General features: G+C 35.6%; 17 protein-coding genes. 5 read left to right on the top strand and 12 right to left on the bottom strand.

The genetic code is table 11. The annotated features are described in order from the left end of the window. Positions 1-158: 158 nt before the first annotated feature. The 10 genes from H8787_RS03500 to H8787_RS03455 all read right to left on the bottom strand — a co-directional run bounded on the left by H8787_RS03500 (position 159) and on the right by H8787_RS03455 (position 11,311). Positions 159-1,145, bottom strand: coding sequence for a hypothetical protein (locus H8787_RS03500; RefSeq protein ID WP_096362590.1), 987 nt, complete (start codon positions 1,143-1,145; stop codon positions 159-161). Next, entirely contained in the window at positions 1,138-1,740 is a 603-nt protein-coding gene (locus tag H8787_RS03495) for a hypothetical protein (protein WP_096362589.1), read from the bottom strand. Before H8787_RS03495 ends, H8787_RS03500 begins: the two co-directional genes overlap by 8 nt. A gap of 1 nt (position 1,741) precedes the next feature. Further along, positions 1,742-3,640 carry an AAA family ATPase gene (locus H8787_RS03490; RefSeq protein WP_096362588.1) on the bottom strand — a complete coding sequence of 633 codons (1,899 nt, stop codon included), beginning with the start codon at positions 3,638-3,640 and terminating at the stop codon, positions 1,742-1,744. Position 3,641: 1 nt separating this feature from the next. Then, the gene (locus H8787_RS03485) at positions 3,642-4,883 is read right to left on the bottom strand and encodes a hypothetical protein (protein WP_262350655.1); all 1,242 of its coding nucleotides are present in this window, start codon (positions 4,881-4,883) and stop codon (positions 3,642-3,644) included. A 143-nt stretch (positions 4,884-5,026) separates the two neighbouring features. Next, entirely contained in the window at positions 5,027-7,678 is a 2,652-nt protein-coding gene (locus tag H8787_RS03480; protein WP_187328239.1) for a valine--tRNA ligase, read from the bottom strand. A 21-nt stretch (positions 7,679-7,699) separates the two neighbouring features. Then, entirely contained in the window at positions 7,700-8,638 is a 939-nt protein-coding gene (locus H8787_RS03475) for a hypothetical protein (RefSeq protein ID WP_003070201.1), read from the bottom strand. Further along, the gene (locus H8787_RS03470) at positions 8,635-9,213 is read right to left on the bottom strand and encodes a GNAT family N-acetyltransferase (protein WP_003070202.1); all 579 of its coding nucleotides are present in this window, start codon (positions 9,211-9,213) and stop codon (positions 8,635-8,637) included. The genes H8787_RS03475 and H8787_RS03470 overlap by 4 nt, the downstream gene beginning before the upstream one ends. 236 nt (positions 9,214-9,449) lie before the next feature. Continuing rightward, positions 9,450-9,704 carry a DUF1912 family protein gene (locus H8787_RS03465; protein WP_039676675.1) on the bottom strand — a complete coding sequence of 85 codons (255 nt, stop codon included), beginning with the start codon at positions 9,702-9,704 and terminating at the stop codon, positions 9,450-9,452. Between the two features lie 12 nt (positions 9,705-9,716). Next, a complete protein-coding gene (locus tag H8787_RS03460; protein ID WP_187328238.1) occupies positions 9,717-11,078 on the bottom strand; it encodes a DUF438 domain-containing protein in 1,362 nt (453 codons plus the stop codon). After that, positions 11,078-11,311, bottom strand: coding sequence for a DUF1858 domain-containing protein (locus tag H8787_RS03455; RefSeq protein WP_003070208.1), 234 nt, complete (start codon positions 11,309-11,311; stop codon positions 11,078-11,080). Before H8787_RS03455 ends, H8787_RS03460 begins: the two co-directional genes overlap by 1 nt. Positions 11,312-11,645: 334 nt before the next feature. On the opposite strand from H8787_RS03455, the gene H8787_RS03450 reads away from it, so the two are divergent. Beyond that, positions 11,646-12,578 carry a nitronate monooxygenase gene (locus H8787_RS03450; RefSeq protein ID WP_187328237.1) on the top strand — a complete coding sequence of 311 codons (933 nt, stop codon included), beginning with the start codon at positions 11,646-11,648 and terminating at the stop codon, positions 12,576-12,578. 739 nt (positions 12,579-13,317) lie between these two features. Here the strand turns inward: H8787_RS03450 and rlmD are convergent. Further along, positions 13,318-14,682: a 23S rRNA (uracil(1939)-C(5))-methyltransferase RlmD gene (gene rlmD / locus H8787_RS03445; protein ID WP_187328236.1), complete on the bottom strand. Its 1,365-nt coding sequence runs from the start codon at positions 14,680-14,682 to the stop codon at positions 13,318-13,320. A 56-nt stretch (positions 14,683-14,738) separates the two neighbouring features. Here rlmD and H8787_RS03440 point away from each other — a divergent pair, with 56 nt between their 5' ends. The 4 genes from H8787_RS03440 to H8787_RS03425 all read left to right on the top strand — a co-directional run bounded on the left by H8787_RS03440 (position 14,739) and on the right by H8787_RS03425 (position 17,412). Further along, positions 14,739-15,515, top strand: a complete 777-nt coding sequence (locus tag H8787_RS03440) for an aminoglycoside 3'-phosphotransferase (RefSeq protein WP_187328235.1) — start codon at positions 14,739-14,741, stop codon at positions 15,513-15,515. Between the two features lie 63 nt (positions 15,516-15,578). Next, a complete protein-coding gene (gene recX / locus H8787_RS03435; RefSeq protein ID WP_187328234.1) occupies positions 15,579-16,355 on the top strand; it encodes a recombination regulator RecX in 777 nt (258 codons plus the stop codon). A gap of 86 nt (positions 16,356-16,441) precedes the next feature. After that, entirely contained in the window at positions 16,442-16,975 is a 534-nt protein-coding gene (locus H8787_RS03430; RefSeq protein ID WP_003070217.1) for a DUF402 domain-containing protein, read from the top strand. Between the two features lie 119 nt (positions 16,976-17,094). After that, positions 17,095-17,412 carry a DUF960 domain-containing protein gene (locus H8787_RS03425; RefSeq protein ID WP_003070218.1) on the top strand — a complete coding sequence of 106 codons (318 nt, stop codon included), beginning with the start codon at positions 17,095-17,097 and terminating at the stop codon, positions 17,410-17,412. 119 nt (positions 17,413-17,531) lie between these two features. On the opposite strand, the gene H8787_RS03420 is transcribed toward H8787_RS03425, so the two are convergent. Continuing rightward, positions 17,532-17,924, bottom strand: coding sequence for a S1 RNA-binding domain-containing protein (locus H8787_RS03420; RefSeq protein ID WP_020997633.1), 393 nt, complete (start codon positions 17,922-17,924; stop codon positions 17,532-17,534).

Below are 17,924 nucleotides of genomic sequence, written 5' to 3'. Positions count from 1 at the left end.
CATTATTTCATAGAAAAATATTCTTTCATTTATTTTTCAGTAACTATCTCACTATAAATGTTACTACTAGATTATCAATCATTTGAAAACTGAAGTCTGTTTTATTGTACTATATTAGTTTTAACTATTAAACAGTGAGCAATAAAGTTATCTATTATTTATGGCTTTGTTCCCCAAAGTGCAACATTATTAAAAATAAGATTTCTATAAATTGAATGAAATTCAGTAGATAAAGATTGCGAAGCAATGTATTCTTTGATACTTTTCTCTACATTTAAACGTTCCTCTTCGTTATTCTTATTGTGAAAGAACATATATACAAACCCATATTCAACTAATCGATTATTTTGTTTCAAATGTACTGCATATCTATTAAGTTGCTCAATTCCTAATTGACACTTATCTTGCAACTTATAGTAAGATCTCCCTTCATAAACAGATTTTATAAATGAAAATTTAACTTCTATGATTGCTCTTTCTTGACCATCATTTAAATATATATCTACCGATTCCTCATCATGTTTATATGATGTACAATATTCAGGAGAAACCTCACCTTTTATTTTACTTCTTAAATACTCTAATAAAATATTACGTAATTCTTGTTCTTTTATTTCAGCTTTAATTTTACCTGAATCATTAAAACATTTATTATAATAGCCATTTTGAAATTGACACTCTATTCTAAAGACTTCAAATACTTCTTCTAATGATGAAATTGGCTTTAATGAGTTTAACTGATCTTGCATTGTTTTAGTCTTTGCTAAACAGGCTTCTACATCTGTGTTCACCTCACCATTCTGAGCAACTAGTTTCATCCCTTCATTAACAGCATAGACAATACAACTGTCTCTTTTAGAAATATCTAAAACCTTATTAATAAATTCAGATTCAGAAATTTTACATGAGCCTATTTCCATAGAGGTAATCTCAGTTGTATTTACATTTATACAATGTATTTGAGATTTGGCCGAACCTGATATCCTTTTCAACAAATCATCTAATTGTTCTGTTATTCTTGAAGTACATTGTGTACATATTACGACAGCTTTCTTCTGCTCTGCAAAGATATCTAATAATTTACTCTCACTAATTACACTTTCTGCCTGTGGGGCTCTTTTTAAAAATTTTTCAAAATCAACCATTCATTTTCTTCCCCTCAAGATATTCTTCAAAAACAAAATCCAACCAACTAATAAATGCATCATAATTTTCTAAAATAACACCAGCTGATTTTGCGTTGTTCTGAAATTTTACTAGTAGATTATAAAGTTGATTATCATTTAATGAAATTTCAGTTTTATTTCTACTCAATGCTTCTTCGATATTAGGTTCATTGAAGAAAACAGATAAAACAATCTCATCGCTATAAGATGAAATAAGATTTACAAAATAAGAAATTGCTTTTAAATCATTATTAAATTTTTCAGATTCTTTCTGCCTTTTATTACAATAATTTTTTAATTTCTCGCAAATATTGATTTTAAAACCTTCAAGTAAAATATAGTTTTGAGAATTTAACATTGCCAACGTATCCTCCATTTGAGATGCATTAACTATTCCAATTTCTGAATCTATTGTCAATTCATCTAAAATTATATTTTCATCATCATTATTTAAATATGAGCTAGCAACTGTAAATATATAGATATAGCGAAAAACTGCGTTCTTAGTTATATTTTCTTTATATCTAAGTGAATACAAGAAAAGTGACATATAGTAAAATAATTTTTTGTCCATATTATCTCCTTAATAATTTATAAATATCTAATTCTTCTATATCTTTATAATGTTCATTTGCTAGCCTTGAAATTTCTAATAAATTAATAATTTTAATCGTATCGCTATTTTTCTTTATAAGTAAACTTACCAATGAACTGTTACGTGCATTAGCAGATAAAAATAAAGTATTCCCTGATTTTATATAACTATTAAAAGTATCGACAGCATGCCCTTCAAAAAAATAATCTAAAGTACTATCAGGTGTCTCACTCATGAAATAAGTATCTTTATGGAAAAACTCTAATGTAGCTAACCTAAAGGCCATATCAACAAAAATTCTTTGTGATTCAGAGAGTGACTCTTCACTCTCACGTGGTGAATTATTTAGGTAAAACTTAAACAATGTATTTTCTCCGCTACCAACTAGTTCTAATCTAATTTTCGAATCATTTCCTAAAAATGAGTATGCATACTTATAAAATATTTTACTAAAATTTTTAAACACCTTTTTTATACTTAGATCAATATCATTAGCTAATCGGACTTCTTTTTGCTTTGTTTTCTCCAACAAGTTTAAATAATGCTCTTTTTCTCGCTCTAATTGTCTATATTTTATAATATTATCATTGGAAATAATATCAATTTTTCTTTTTATTTTTAACTGTTCATCTGTTATTTTTAAAAGCTTGGATTCTTCACTTCTTATTGACTCTTTAATATTGTCAATCTCATTTTTCAACTGCTCATATATTAAATCTAACTTTTTCTTTCTAATTTGTAGATTTTTTTGATTGATTTCTATTACTGTTAAGTCTGTTTCTGTGCTGATATGTATTGTACTTTTGCAAAAAAAACATTGTAAAATATCAGTATTAAATTCAATATGATTTGCTCCACAAAATGGACACATTCCAGAATTTATAACTGGAACAAATTTATCATAAAACTCTTGATAAGAACTAGGAAAAATATTTCCATACCATTTTTTCTCAAGCTCTCCTATTTCTGTCCTAAGTTTATCCGCTTCTGATCTATTTTGGACTCGTTCTTTATTTCTTCTATTTAAGAGTTCTCTGGCTTCATCAACTTTTTTATTAATTATCTTAATTTTTGATTCTACCTTTTCTAAATCTTCAATAGAATATTCCTCCTCCGGAGTCTTATTTAAATCTTCCCCTAAGAAATCTTTCACCATTGACATTTTATACGATTTCAATCTTGATTGACTATCATATTTTTTGATCAACTTCTGAGTTTCACTATATTCAAAGTACTTTTCTCTTGGCATAAACTTACTTAACACTAACTTACTGAGATTTTCATCCCAAAATGCAAAGTTCCTTGCCTCCGAAAAGAACATTATTTCTGTCATCATTAAAATGAATGAGTTTATATCTGGAAATCCTGAAGATTTGATTACTGCTTCATGATATTTATTAATTAAAGATTCACTAAGTTGGCTATCATTACTTGAAGAAAAATATTTTCTTTCATACTTCTCATAATCTAATTCTTTTTCTTTCTCTTCATTCTTTTCCCCATTGATACTAAAGCTAATTAACCTATGTGAATACAAGCTATGCCTGGTTAAAAAAGTGTCATTGGCAATTGAAAATTCAACTTCTACTACCGCCTTATTTGAAGGTAATTGCATCCGATTTTTAAAATAATCCTTCTCAAACATTGGACGTCTAGATTTTTGTTGATCTTTATAATTTCGAACTTCCACTTTTCCCTTGTAAGGACCTATTATCGAATATTGTATTATATTAAGTAATGTTGTTTTTCCTAAACCATTAGTACCAAAAATAATATTTAATTTATCAGACATTTCTATTTCAAGAGGACACTGATATAAATCAAAATTTTCAATTTTTAACCGTTTAATCTTAGGTAAGTAATAATTAAATTCTATCATATTATTTTTTCTCCAATACTATTACACCCTCAAGCAACTTACTGATTTTTTCTTTTTGCTGAGGACTTGGATTTAAGTAGCGTGCTTTTCTTATTTCGACGACTTCAAATCCAATGTTTTCAGCAATCTCAGAGCAAATCTCTAGTGTGTTAATTAGAACACCAAAATATGCAGAATTTGAAACATTGAAGTATGCTCGTCGGCCTTTCTTAAGCTTTTGATACATTCCTTCAAAAATAATATGCATATCTTCAAAATAAGCTACAATCATTTTTAAAATTTCTGAATTCCACACTAGAGAATTTCTACTTGAAGATTTAATTTCTGATATTGCTGCATCAAGAATTTTACTTTTTACACCTGTTAAATGAGGTATTTTTAATTGTACATGTGAACGAATCGTCTGCTCACGTATTTTTTTTATATCATTATAGTTTGTTAGAAAATCCAAAGCCTTTAATTCAAGCATGTAGGAATCCGTATAATCTCTTGAATTCAGATATGGAGGAGAAGTAATAATTAAATCTACAGAGTTGTCTTCTACATTTTCAAAAATAAGTTTTCTTGAATCGCCTAAATACAATAAATTATGATTAGAAAACTTCCCTACCTCCTTTTTCTCAATATCTTCAATGATCACATTATTTATGAAATCAAAAAAACTAGTCATTACTTGTTCTTGGGAATACTGAGTTTCTTGCCAACCTTTTTTATAAGATAAACACTTCCCATTTCGATACAAATTACTGTATCCTAATAATATATTTGCTAAACAAACAGTATAAACTTCTTTATATAAAGTCGTTGACAAACTATTGATCGCGCTCTTAAGTTTTCCAATTGCAATAAAGACTTCACGATCTATATTCCATTTCTTTTTTTCTTGCCCCTCAATTAATGTAGAAAATCCACTATCTAAATTAATTTCTTCATCATTTAAAGAAAATGCATGTTTCTTCATTTTTAAAATATGAGACTTAATTGTCCGTATTTTATATTGAGATACTTTTAACTTCGCTTTGGATAAAGTAAACATAAAAGGATTTACCTCAAACGATATACAGCTTATTCCTCTTATAGACAATTCCAAAGCTGTTGTTCCACTTCCTGAAAACGGCTCCAAGCACATCTCTATCTTTTGAGGTTGCTCGTTTACTATGGCGTTAATAAATTCTTTTGAATATCCTTCAACAAAAGGATACCACCTATGTATACTAATGTCTTTATTTTTATTGAATTGCATAATTCTTTCATATTCATTAACATAATTAACATATCTATACATTATAGTTCTCACTTCATTCAATTCATATTTTTTATTAAAAATTTAAAACAATCTGTTTTAATTATAACACAAAAACACAGCTTTTACACCGTGTTCTGTGGTTATTTAGCCAATTTCTCCATATCAGCCTTACGCGCTACAGTCGCATCATACTTAGCTTGGTAGTCAGCTTGTTTTTGTCGCTCTTTCTCGACGATTTCGGGTTTGGCGTTTTGGACGAAACGTTCGTTGCCGAGTTTACGTGCGACCATGTCCAATTCTTTTTGCCATTTAGCAAGTTCTTTGTCAAGACGTGCCAATTCTTCTTCAACGTTAAGAAGGTCAGCAAGTGGCAAGAAGATTTCAGCGCCTGTGATAACGCTAGACATTGCCAATTCTGGTGCTTCAATGTCAGAAGAAATTTCAAGTTTTTCAGGATTTGTGAAACGTTTGATGTAGTTGACATTGGCCTTGAAGAAGTCTTCCAAGTTGCTATCGCTTGTTTTAATAAGGATGGTGATAGGTTTGCTTGGGGCTACGTTGACTTCTGCACGCGCATTACGTACAGCTCGAATCAGGTCTTTGAGACTTTCCACGCCAGAATGCGCCATTTGATTTTCAAAAGTAGGATTAACAGTTGGATAAGCTGCTGTCACGATAGAACCATCTACGTATTGACCGAAGATTTCTTCTGTAACAAATGGCATGATTGGGTGAAGGAGGCGCAAAATCTTATCAAGTGTGTAAAGAAGAACAGAACGAGTAATAACTTTTTCGTCTTCATTGTCGCTGTAAAGTACTTCTTTCGTCAATTCAACGTACCAGTCAGCAAATTCATCCCAGATGAAGTTGTAAAGAATATGACCAGCTATACCGAATTCGAACTTGTCGAAATTTTCGGTGACTTTGGCAATGGTTTCATTGAGATTATGAAGAATCCAGCAATCAGTGACGTTCCCAGCTTTTCCCTCTACTACCAAAGCAACATTCTGGCTAGCTTGGTCAAGGGTCAAACCGTCATTGTTCATGAGAATATAGCGGGAAATGTTCCAAACTTTGTTAATGAAATTCCAGGCAGCATCCATCTTTTCATAAGAGAAACGCACGTCTTGACCCGGTGCAGAACCGTTTGATAAGAACCAACGAAGCGCGTCAGCACCATATTTTTCAATAACATCCATTGGGTCAATACCGTTACCAAGTGACTTAGACATCTTGCGTCCTTGCTCGTCACGGATAAGACCGTGGATAAGAACGTTTTCAAATGGACGGCGTTCTGTGAATTCCAATGATTGGAAAATCATACGTGATACCCAGAAAAAGATGATATCGTAACCAGTTACTAATGTTGACGTTGGGAAGTAACGTTTGAAGTCTTCTGCTTCTGTGTCAGGCCAACCCATAGTTGAGAATGGCCAAAGAGCAGAGCTGAACCAAGTGTCAAGGACATCTTCATCTTGCTTCCAGCCATCACCCTCTGGAGCCTCTTCGCCCACATAGATTTCGCCATCTGCATTGTACCAAGCAGGGATTTGGTGACCCCACCAGAGCTGACGAGAAATTACCCAGTCGTGCACATTTTCCATCCATTGAAGGAAAGTATCGTTGAAACGTGGTGGGTAGAATTTCACTTTGTCATTAGTATCTTGGTTGGCAATGGCATTCTTAGCCAATTGGTCCATCTTGACAAACCACTGGGTAGATAAACGTGGCTCGACCATAACGCCAGTCCGCTCTGAGTGACCAACACTGTGAACACGTTTTTCGATTTTGACAAGAGCGCCGATTTCTTCCAGTTTCTTCACAGTTGCTTTGCGTGCTTCGAAACGATCCATGCCAGCAAATTCACCAGCAAGTTCGTTCATTGTACCGTCATCATTCATGACATTAACTTGAGGAAGATTGTGACGCTGACCAACAAGGAAGTCATTAGGGTCGTGGGCTGGAGTGATTTTAACCACACCAGTACCAAATTCTGGGTCGGCGTGTTCATCAGCCACGATTGGAATAGGTTTATTGACAATTGGCAGGATGACATTTTTACCAATCAAGTCTTTGTAGCGAGGATCTTCTGGATTGACAGCGACAGCCGTATCTCCAAACATGGTTTCGGGTCGAGTTGTTGCCACCTCAAGAGCGCGTGAGCCATCTTCCAACATGTAATTCATGTGGTAGAAAGCACCTTCGACATCTTTGTGGATAACTTCGATATCAGAAAGAGCTGTACGAGCTTTTGGATCCCAGTTGATGATAAATTCACCGCGATAAATCCAACCTTTTTTATAAAGTTCAACAAAGACTTTACGAACTGCTTTTGACAATCCTTCATCAAGGGTGAAACGTTCACGAGAGTAATCGACAGAAAGCCCCATTTTACCCCATTGCTCCTTGATAGTGGTAGCATACTCGTCTTTCCATTCCCAGACTTTATCTAAGAATTTTTCACGACCGAGGTCATAGCGTGAGATACCATCTTCAGCAAGGCGTGCCTCAACTTTAGCTTGTGTTGCAATCCCCGCATGGTCCATACCAGGAAGCCAAAGGGTATCAAAGCCCTGCATACGCTTCTGACGGATGATAATATCCTGCAAAGTCGTATCCCAAGCGTGACCAAGGTGCAATTTCCCCGTCACATTTGGTGGTGGGATGACAATTGAATAAGGGGGTGCTTTTTTGTCGCCTGATGGCTTGAAAACACCCTCCTCAAGCCATTTAGCGTAACGTCCAGCCTCAACCTCGGCTGGATTGTATTTTGGTGAAAGTTCTTTAGACATAATGTGTCTCCTAAATTTATATTATTCTTTATTAACTAGTTTTACAATTCCAATTTCACTAAGATGCATATAAATTGCATCAATATCTGCTAATCCCAGTAAAGGTCTTGTTGTGATATTAGCTGGATTGTACTTTAAATTGTATTTTGTTCTTTCAACTATACAGTATTTTTTATGTACTAATCCAAAATTTTCAAGTGAAAGTTTTAAATTTATTAAATTACAATGGTGTATATTCAAAAGAAATTTATTATATTCACCATATAAAATCGTAATTGCTTCCATATAAGATTTAACCAACTTAACTGCATCAATATCATTTCTTGCCTCTATTTCATTGCGCAATTTTTTCCAATTGAAACTAGAATTTAATAAATAGTCTTTTTCAATCCAAAGACTAATAATTGCCTTTTCGTCATCGACGTAATCTTGTTTCTTATGAAGTGCAGAGATTGGAATTCCAACATGTTGTGAAAAATTTCTAAGATTATAGCAAAATCGATAAGCAAAACTATTGTCATATTGTTGACTAGTAAGTTTATGAAATTTTTTAAATTTTTGCCTATGTTTTGTTTTTATCTGATTTTCAGCAAAATCAACAAATAATTTTCCACTAGAAAGTAAGTGCATCATGAAACGATTTACATCAAGCTCATTAGTCCCCTTATTTTTCTTCTCTAACTCAGAATTCAACTTCAAAAAATCAAAAACGTCCGAAATAAACATTTTATACATTACTTTAAGTCTTTCAAATTCCTGTTGAATGTTGGAAATTTGATTAGAAATTTCTATTAAATCTTCCTTATTAATTGGAAATTCAGTAATAACCAAATTATTTTGTTCAGAATCCATTTCATAGCATCCCAGACTTTCAATAACATCAGTATCTTTCAAATGAGAATATTTTTCATCGATTCCTTTTATTTGTTCTTCTGTTAAAATAGAATTTTCTATAATCATCTCCCCTCCCACTCACTCCTCAGCAATCCATAACGCAATAAATTACAGCGTTTGCCTTGTGCGTCTTTGCGGTCACGGACGCGAGATTCGAGGGTGAAGCCAAGTTTTTCAGCAATACGCTGGCTTGCTTTGTTGTATCCATAGCATTCAATTTCGATTTTGTGAAGATTGAGTAGGGTAAATCCAACTTCCAACAGCGCACGCGCAGCTTCTGTCACAATACCTTGCCCCCAATAATCTGGGTGAAGCAAATAGCCCATTTCAAGAACATCATCAGCATGGCGATTATTAAAATCAATCGAGCCAATGACTTCATCTGTTCCTTTCAAGCAGATACCATAACCAGACGGTATTTTTTGCTCAATCCAGCGCTTTGGCATAATGTTTTCGAGATAATTTTCCTCTTCTTCCACGCTTTCTGCAGGTGGAAAACCAGCTGGCCAAGTCACCTCTGCCAAACTCGCATAAGCAAAAATCTCTTTAGCATCTGAGACTAGACGTTCGCGCAAATACAGCCGCTCTGTCTCAATATCAGGAAGTTTATTATCTTCAATTTGACCTAAAATATTTATCATAATTTCTCTCCCCATTCCGCTTATAAAAATTCGCCCCTGCCATACATGACAGGGACGAATCACTCCGCGGTACCACCCAATTTCGGGCCAAGAACCCGCAGCTTTCTTTATTTCATTGTAACCATCAGCAACCAGTTTTGACATTTGTGCGGATTTCTCAGCAGCACCGCTTTCTGTGACAAATGGGACTCAAAACACCTCTAATGACCTTATTCTATCATGTTTCCTACGGAAAATCAATAACTTCTCTCACCAAAAAGCCCGTCTGGCAAATCATGAAATCCTTTTCCTGCTCGATAATTAGCAAATTTTCCTACAAGAAACTCATAAGCATCTAACCGGCTTTCATAACGAATCGCAGCATCCTTTGCTCGCTCATCTTTATCAGCTTCATAGACAGCTTGACTTTCCTTGAGCGCCATCTGGTTAATCTTAACTTGAGTTTCAACCCAAGCTTCAAAGTCCTTTAAAAATTCCTGTTCGTACGTCATTGTTCCTTCTTTCTAATCCAAACCACGATAAACATCACCATCTATCTCACGGAAAGGTTGAATATCCTGCACATATTCCAACACCCCCTGAAATTCTCCCGCTTCATCATGTACTGCGGCATAAGTCACATGGACAAATTTTCCCCGCGATTCCGACTTGAACCACATAACAAACTTGTCTCGCTTGCCTTCACGCAATTCCTTAAAAATAAAGCGAACTTTCTCCAAAAACTTAGGCGGGTGGCACAGCTCGACATTGCGCCCCACTTGACCCGGCGTCCGTTTGAAAATCATCTCATCAGCTGGCACACTGTCATTATAATACTGGAAAATATCTTCCTTATTGACAAAGGTAATCTCCATTGGCAAATGATTCAGGATCAGATTTGCTTGCTCCACTGACAAATAGCCATGTCCAAACGGCTGTTGGTTCTGCCGATCAAAGTTGTTTTCTACCTTTTTCTTTTTTGGCTCAAAAGAAATGGTGACCTGCCCATCAGGTGTGTCAATAACTTGCTGAAACTTACCATCATTAGTTTGCTCTGAACGGGCTAGCGCTTCGCTTGTCACCTTAGTAGAATTGTCTGTTTCTTTCTCCGAGAATGAATGACGATGCGGAATCCACTTCTCTGCTGGCTGAATGATTGCATAACCATAAACATCACTTTCTTCCGCAATTTTCAACCAATCATCCTGTGTAAAAGATTCCAACAGAATCATGAGTAAAATTGATTCTTCCTTAAAAATCATGGCTTCAAACTCAGTTGCAAATAATCGAAACTTTTCTGCGACCTCTTCAATGTCTAAGGCAGGCAACTGCTCTGCCGCTGTTTTTACTTCTTTAAATAATTCACGGATTTGGTCGTCCACACCCCACATGACCTTAGGTGGTGAATCATGTCCATAGCTCTCCATGATTGGAAACATGAGTTCTTCTTTGCGCTTGTAGTGGCGCTCAAATTGTTCCACCAAGCTCAACTGTCGTTTCAAGCCCTTGCGAATTTCTTCCTGCATTTCCTCATCAGAATTTGCATAAGTATCCAGCAGTCTACCTACTCGCATCAGAGCTGCTCGCAAAGCCAAATTTTCCTGCTTGAAAATCTGCACAGGATGACCTGAATGATCCGTATCTGCAACTTCAACGTCTCTAACAGCTCCCTTAAACAGATTCGCATGGACATTGCAAAGAGACATCACATCCTCAAAGGTTACACCCGTGTCGGAATTCATCAGCTCATGTTCCATCAAGCTGATTTCAATAGCAGAAACACCGGTAAAATGTTTATTAAATTCTTCTTGAACTGCTTCTGCCTTTGCTCCATGGTGCAAATCAAGCAAAATATTCTTCAAAACCTCAATTCGTTCATCTACCATTAGTCTAGTCCTATCACTTCATAGCCATTTGCTTTTAAGGTCCTAACAATTTTCTCCATCGGTGTGCCTTCCAGCTTAGACCCCTGCTTCAGCGAAACTTTCCGCCCAACTGTATTACGCATGAGAGAATTTGCCAAAGGTTTAAACCCAAGCTCCACTAAAATTTCCAGCACCTCTGGATGTTTGTCAATCACCTCTGCAACAGGAATTGATACATCAATGATATTGTCCATTCCTCACCTCATCCTCATTTTTCTATCATTATAACATAAAAAAGTGTCGACTTCTCAGTAAAATGAAATCCAGCATTGTTCTCTTTAAGGGATTCCCAAATTCTGCTTTATAAATTGCTTTTCTTCATTGAAATAACCTATAACTATTTTTAATAGGCTATAAATTATTGTTATAGGATATCTATTTTACTCTTTTTCACAATCAATGGAATTGATAAATCAAGTGCTCAGAGTGAATTGTATCACAAATAAAAGAAATTTTAATAAATACTAGAGTTGAAAACGCTTTTCTACCCGTGATATAATAATAGAAAAAACAGATTAAGGAGATTTTATGTCTATTACAAATTTACTGAACATCAAATATCCAATTGTTCAAGGTGCTATGGCTCAAATTTCTCACTATCAGTTAGCTGCTGCTGTTTCAGAGGCAGGCGGTTTGGGAATTATCGCTTCAGGTGGCATGACTGGTGAACAACTGCGTAAAGAAATTCGTGAATTACGCAAGCTAACAGACAAGCCCTTTGCCGTTAATGTGATGCTAATGATGAAAAATATCGAAGAAATTGTCAGAGTCATCATTGAAGAGAAAGTCCCTGTTGTCACAACTGGTGCAGGTACTCCAAAATTCATTCTACCCTTTTTAAAAGAAGCCGGTATCAAAGTTATCCCAGTTATTGCAAGCGTGAAGCATGCTAAAAAAATGCAAGAATTAGGTGTTGATGCCGTTATCGCAGAAGGATCAGAAGCGGGCGGTCATATCGGCGAAACAAATACGATGGCTCTGTTGCCACAAATTGTTGACGCTGTTGACATTCCCGTGATTGGAGCAGGTGGAATTGCGGATGGGCGTGGACTTGCTGCTGCTTTTGTTTTAGGTGCACAAGGCGCACAACTTGGAACTGTATTCCTCGCCTCAGAAGAATGCCCCATTGCCGAAAGCTATAAAGAAGCTGTCATCCATGCCAATGACACAGCCACAGCTGTAACTGGGCGCATTACTGGTGCACCTGTTCGCTGTATTCGAAACGAAATGACCGATCACTACATAGAACTTGAAAACAAAGGGACCAATCGTGAAGAACTAGAAGAAATCACAATCGGTGCCCTCTCAAAAGCTGTCTATCAAGGAGATACCAAACATGGCTCCATGATGTGCGGTCAAATCGCTGGCATGATAAACGAAATCCGACCATGCAAAGACATCATTGAAACCATCGTAGCCGATGCTCAAAAAGTGTTAGAAAATACAGAGATTAGGCTGTAAATGTTTATAAAAATATTGTGAAAATAATCCGCACCCAAAAAGTTAGAGAAAAATCTAAACTTTGAGGTGCGGTTTAAAATTTTACTATTTACCACAATAATTATCTGAATTTATTATAATATTTCCATTTTTTGAAAATGCAACATTAGCAATATTTTCTTTATTGAAGAAATTAAAATTCACAATACTAGTAAATGCAAGAGAAGATATATTAAATACTGAAGAAATCCTAGGATATCTTATTGACTCTCGGAATTTGTGCAAAATTTATGAAAATATGCTCATGTATATTCAAATAGAGAATTGTCTAAAAGATTTTAAGATGAATAATGTTTAATAAATTGATTGACAACTTGTCTTTTTATTATAAGTTAATACTTCCACATTTTAAGGCAACCTTTGATTTTATTTCTCCCAATTTATAGACATATTTTGCAAACTAAACAGCAAAAATCACAAAATTTAATTCAAATACATCCATTTAAAAACACGAATAAAATAAAACGAGCATTTTCACTAAGAATTTGCTCGTTCGCTATATTCAGGATAGGACTTTTCTCCATCTATTTTTATTTCCATAATATCCCTAATGTTGTAATAGACGCTTCTTTGTCAGATAGACAATTTGGAAATCTTTGGGCTTCATTTCTGATTCATTGTCATTTTCCCACTCTATTAAAACTAATTTTTTTCTCAAGACATCATCTTTAATTGAACACAAGTCAAATTTATTTTGACCTCAGCTGTTTTCTTCCTGCTTCACCAATTTCACTACAGCCTCGGTCCTAGCTGTGTGCGGAAACATATCCACCGATTGGATATAATGGACATCATAGATCTTGCTTAATTGCACCAAATCTCTGGCTAGACTAGAGACATTACAAGAGACATAAATCATTTTCTTAGGTGCATAACGGACAATCGTCTCAAGCAGCTTTTTATCCAAGCCAGTTCGTGGTGGATCGACAATCAAAGCATCCGCCCGATAGCCTTCCTTATACCAACGAGGAATAATGCTTTCAGCAGTCCCAGTCTCATAATGAGTATTGTTAAAGCCTAAGCGAGCAGCATTTCGCTTAGCATCTTCAATAGCTTCCGGAATAATGTCCATACCTCGCAGAGACCTGACTCTTTTAGCAAAGGCAAAGCCAATCGTTCCCACGCCACAATAAGCATCAATCAAATGCTCTTCAGATGTCACATCAAGCGCCTTGACTGCTTCACTGTAAAGCACTTCTGTCTGCTCTGGATTGAGCTGGTAAAAAGCCCTAGGCGATAAGGAAAACTCGTAATCCAAAACACCTTCTTGAATTGTCTCTTTTCCCCAGATAATTTCCGTCTTATCTCCATAAATTTCACTTGATTTTGTCGTATGGTAATTGACCGCCACTGTTTCTAATTCTGGAAATTCTGCTGTTAAATCTCGAATGACTGGAGAGAAGTCCAACTTCTTTCCCGTGACAAAGATCATCTGCACCTGTCCCGTTTTCCGAGCCCTGCGAATCATAACCGTCCGAACGCCTGCTCTCTTACGCTCATCGTAGATAGGAAGATTGTACTTCCCCAAAAGGAGAGCCACTTTATTGATGATTTTCTGCGTTACCTTATCCTGAACCAAACAGTTTTTCAAAGAAATCAGATAATGGGAATTCTGCGCATAAAGCCCTGCTTTGACTTCATCTCCTAATTTCCGTGTCTGAAATTGAAGCTTAGCCCGATAGTAAAGTGGTTCTTGCATTCCAATCGTTGGACGAATCTCGTAGTTTTCATAACCAGCTGGTGCAAATTTTTTCAAAGCCTGCCGTAATAAATCCGTCTTAAATTCTAACTGTTTATCATAATGCAAGTGCATAATCTGGCAGCCCCCACATTTTTCATAAATCTCACAAGGCGGCTCTACTCGATACTTAGAATGCTTATTAATCGTCAAGAGCTTTGCTTCGACAAAATTGCGCTTAACCGTCGTAACTTGACAAAAAATATCCTCACCTTTTAAAGCACCTGGTACAAAGACTAAGGTCTTTTTATAAAATCCAATCCCTTCCCCATTAATTCCCATTTTCTTAATTTTTAAAGGGATTCTTTGCTTTACTTTCAAACTCATAAGCCTATTATACCATGCCAACACGATAATGTTGAGAATATGGTACAATAATCAGTATGAAAAAAGAAAAAGTAACTCTCACAATTTCTCAATTCCCAGAAAAATTACGAATATATACAGAGAAAGCCACTTTGTATGACAGTTCTTCCCACTCAGGCGCAACCGTGCTTTATCTAGACACAGGCTACTATCTTAAAATAGACCAAAAAGGAAAGCTAGCACGAGAGGCACAATGTGCTAAATGGTTTGACAAACAAGGGATCGGTGTTCCTGTCTTGACATACATCAGCCAAGACAGGGACTACTTGCTCACTAAAGAAGCATCCGGCATATCAGGATTGGAAGTGCTAGACCAACCAGAAGTCCTCTGCCAAACCATGGCAACAGCGCTAAGACAGCTCCATAACCTCCAACCAGGCCACTTTCCCACAAACTCACTTCTAAAGAACTATATTCAGCTAGCGGAAGAGAATTATCAAAAAGGGCTTTTCTATGAAAAAGCTCTCCTGCCACAATTTCAGATTCGCAGTAGAAAAGAAGCCTATCAGCTTATCCAAGAACAGGGACATCTTCTTACAAGAGATGCATTTATTCACGGTGACGCTTGTTTGCCCAACTTTATCTTAAAAGACGCTAAGACGTTCTCCTGTTTCATTGATGTTGGGCTATCTGGCTTTAGTGATCGCCACATTGACCTTTACTGGGCTATCTGGTCACTGAATTATAATCTAGGCAATCCAAAATACAGCGACCTATTTTTGGACTACTATGGTCGAGAAAATATCAACTCCGAGAAATTACGACTTATCGCAGCTTTTGAAGCATTTGGCTAATAGTCACACTTACTATTCCATCTATCAGCTCCAAATTTCACACAAGTTATCGAAAGAATGATTATGAAAATCACTAAAATTGAAAAGAAAAAGCGTCTCTATCTTTTAGAATTGGACGAAACTGACAAACTTTACATCACTGAAGATACTATCGTTCACTTTATGTTATCAAAAGGCATGAACATTAGTGAGCAAGAATTAAAAGAAATTCAGAACTACGCACAGTTTTCTTACGGAAAAAATCTAGCTTTATATTATCTTTCTTTCAAGCAAAGAACTGTCAAAGAAGTGCGGGATTATTTGACAAAATACGAGATTTCCTTAGATACCATCGAGAAAGTGCTAACGATTCTCATAAAAGATAACTGGATAGATGACAGACAATATGCTTATTCCTTTATTCATTCCAATCTTCTATCTGGTGATAAAGGTGCTTTTGTCCTCAAGCAAAAATTGGCTCAAAAAGGTATCACAGCTCCTATTATTGATGAAGAATTATGCAAATTTGATTTTACAGAAGTAAGTCAAAAAGTTGCTGCAAAACTACTCCGCAGCTATCAAAGCAAACTACCAAGTAAGGCCCTGCAGGATAAAATTCTTCAATCTATGATGAACAAAGGCTTTTCCTATACCGAAGCTAAGGCAGCTTATCAAACCTTAGACATCAAAGAAGATGAGGAAACTCAGCAGAAATTACTGTACAAAGAATTAGATAAGCAATACCGCAAATATTCTAAAAAATATGACGAATATGAGTTAAAACAACGCCTCACCCAAGCACTCGCTCGCAAAGGTTATGATTTTTCTGATATTGCTAGCGCTCTCAGAGAATATCTATAAAAAATGTAAGGTTTATTTATGTTTTTTCATGAAAATATGTTACAATAAGAGCGATAACCTGATTAATTGTAGAAAGTTGGTAGAAGATGAAGCTTCCAAAAGAAGGCGACTTTATTACAATTCAAAGTTATAAGCATAATGGAAGTCTGCACCGCACCTGGCGCGACACCATGGTACTAAAAACAACAGAAAATGCCATTATTGGTGTCAATGACCACACCTTGGTCACAGAAAGTGATGGTCGACGTTGGGTGACACGTGAGCCAGCTATTATCTATTTTCACAAAAAATATTGGTTCAATATTATCGCTATGATTCGCGAAAACGGAGTTTCTTACTATTGCAATCTAGCCAGTCCGTATTATCTTGATGCAGAAGCATTAAAATACATAGACTACGATTTAGACGTCAAAGTCTTTACCAATGGTGAAAAGCGATTACTTGATGTCGATGAATACGAGCGTCACAAACGGCAGATGAACTACTCTAATGATTTAGATTATATCCTCAAAGAGAATGTCAAAATCTTAGTAGATTGGATTAACAATAAGCGCGGACCTTTTTCGCAAGCCTATGTTAATATTTGGTACAAACGTTATGTAGAGCTAAAGAGTCGCTAAAGTTTCCAAAGGACCACTGGTCCTTTTTGATTTTCAAAGAACAATTTCTTGCAATTCAAGGTTATTTTATGTATCATATAGAAAATCCTTTGATGAATAAGTACAGAAAGGAAGAGACAATGGCTTTTACAAATACACGTGGACGCTATGCTAGCTTTGGCGTTGTAACAAGTTTACCAGATAATATCATTGATTCTTTCTGGTATATTATTGATAATTTTCTAAAGGGTGTGTTTGAGCTAGACGAACTGCTTCAGTTTGAACTCATCAACAACAAAGGAAAAACAACTTTCCGATTTTCACAAGATAGTCTAGCAACCATTCTTACCTTTGATTTTAATGACGCTTTCGACCCATTTTTTCCACGAGAAATTTTTGTAACTGACAATAATGGTAAAGAAACTATTATGCTACCAGACGAATATACTTTGATATGATAGCACAAAATCTGAAGCATACAAGATTGATGGCTGCTTAAAAATATCTGAGAATAAGTAAAATCCCTCAATAATTTATTGAGGGATTTTGTTATTTTTAGTAGGATTCTTTTATGTGTTTATTTTTCCGTTTCTCCGTCAGTTTCTTCTTTTGACTGATTCTGATTAAGAAAATTCATTGCTTCCTTGGTCCAAGTTGGCAAACTTTTAGCGAGCGGTGTAAAACCAATCTTGTAACGGTCATTTGAAAAACGATGACGTTTCGGTAAATGATGTTTTTCCTCTTCCAATGTTCTCATCGACAAACTAGCCTTACCTGAAAATTCATCATAGTCCATCACTTGCACCAAGACCGGATCATTCACATGCAGAATATCACGGATATTTTCGATGTAACCTGTCCGAATCTCTGAAATATGAATCAAGCCTATTGTTCCTGTTTCCAATTCTACAAATGCACCGTAAGGCTGAATTCCTGTAATTCTTCCTTTTAGTTTTTCACCAATTCTCAT

Source organism: Streptococcus sp. NSJ-72 (assembly GCF_014334035.1).
In the GTDB taxonomy this organism is placed as follows: Bacteria; Bacillota; Bacilli; order Lactobacillales; family Streptococcaceae; genus Streptococcus; species Streptococcus constellatus.
The sequence above is the reverse complement of the archived record's forward strand: the minus strand, read 5'-3'. Positions and strand labels throughout refer to the sequence as shown.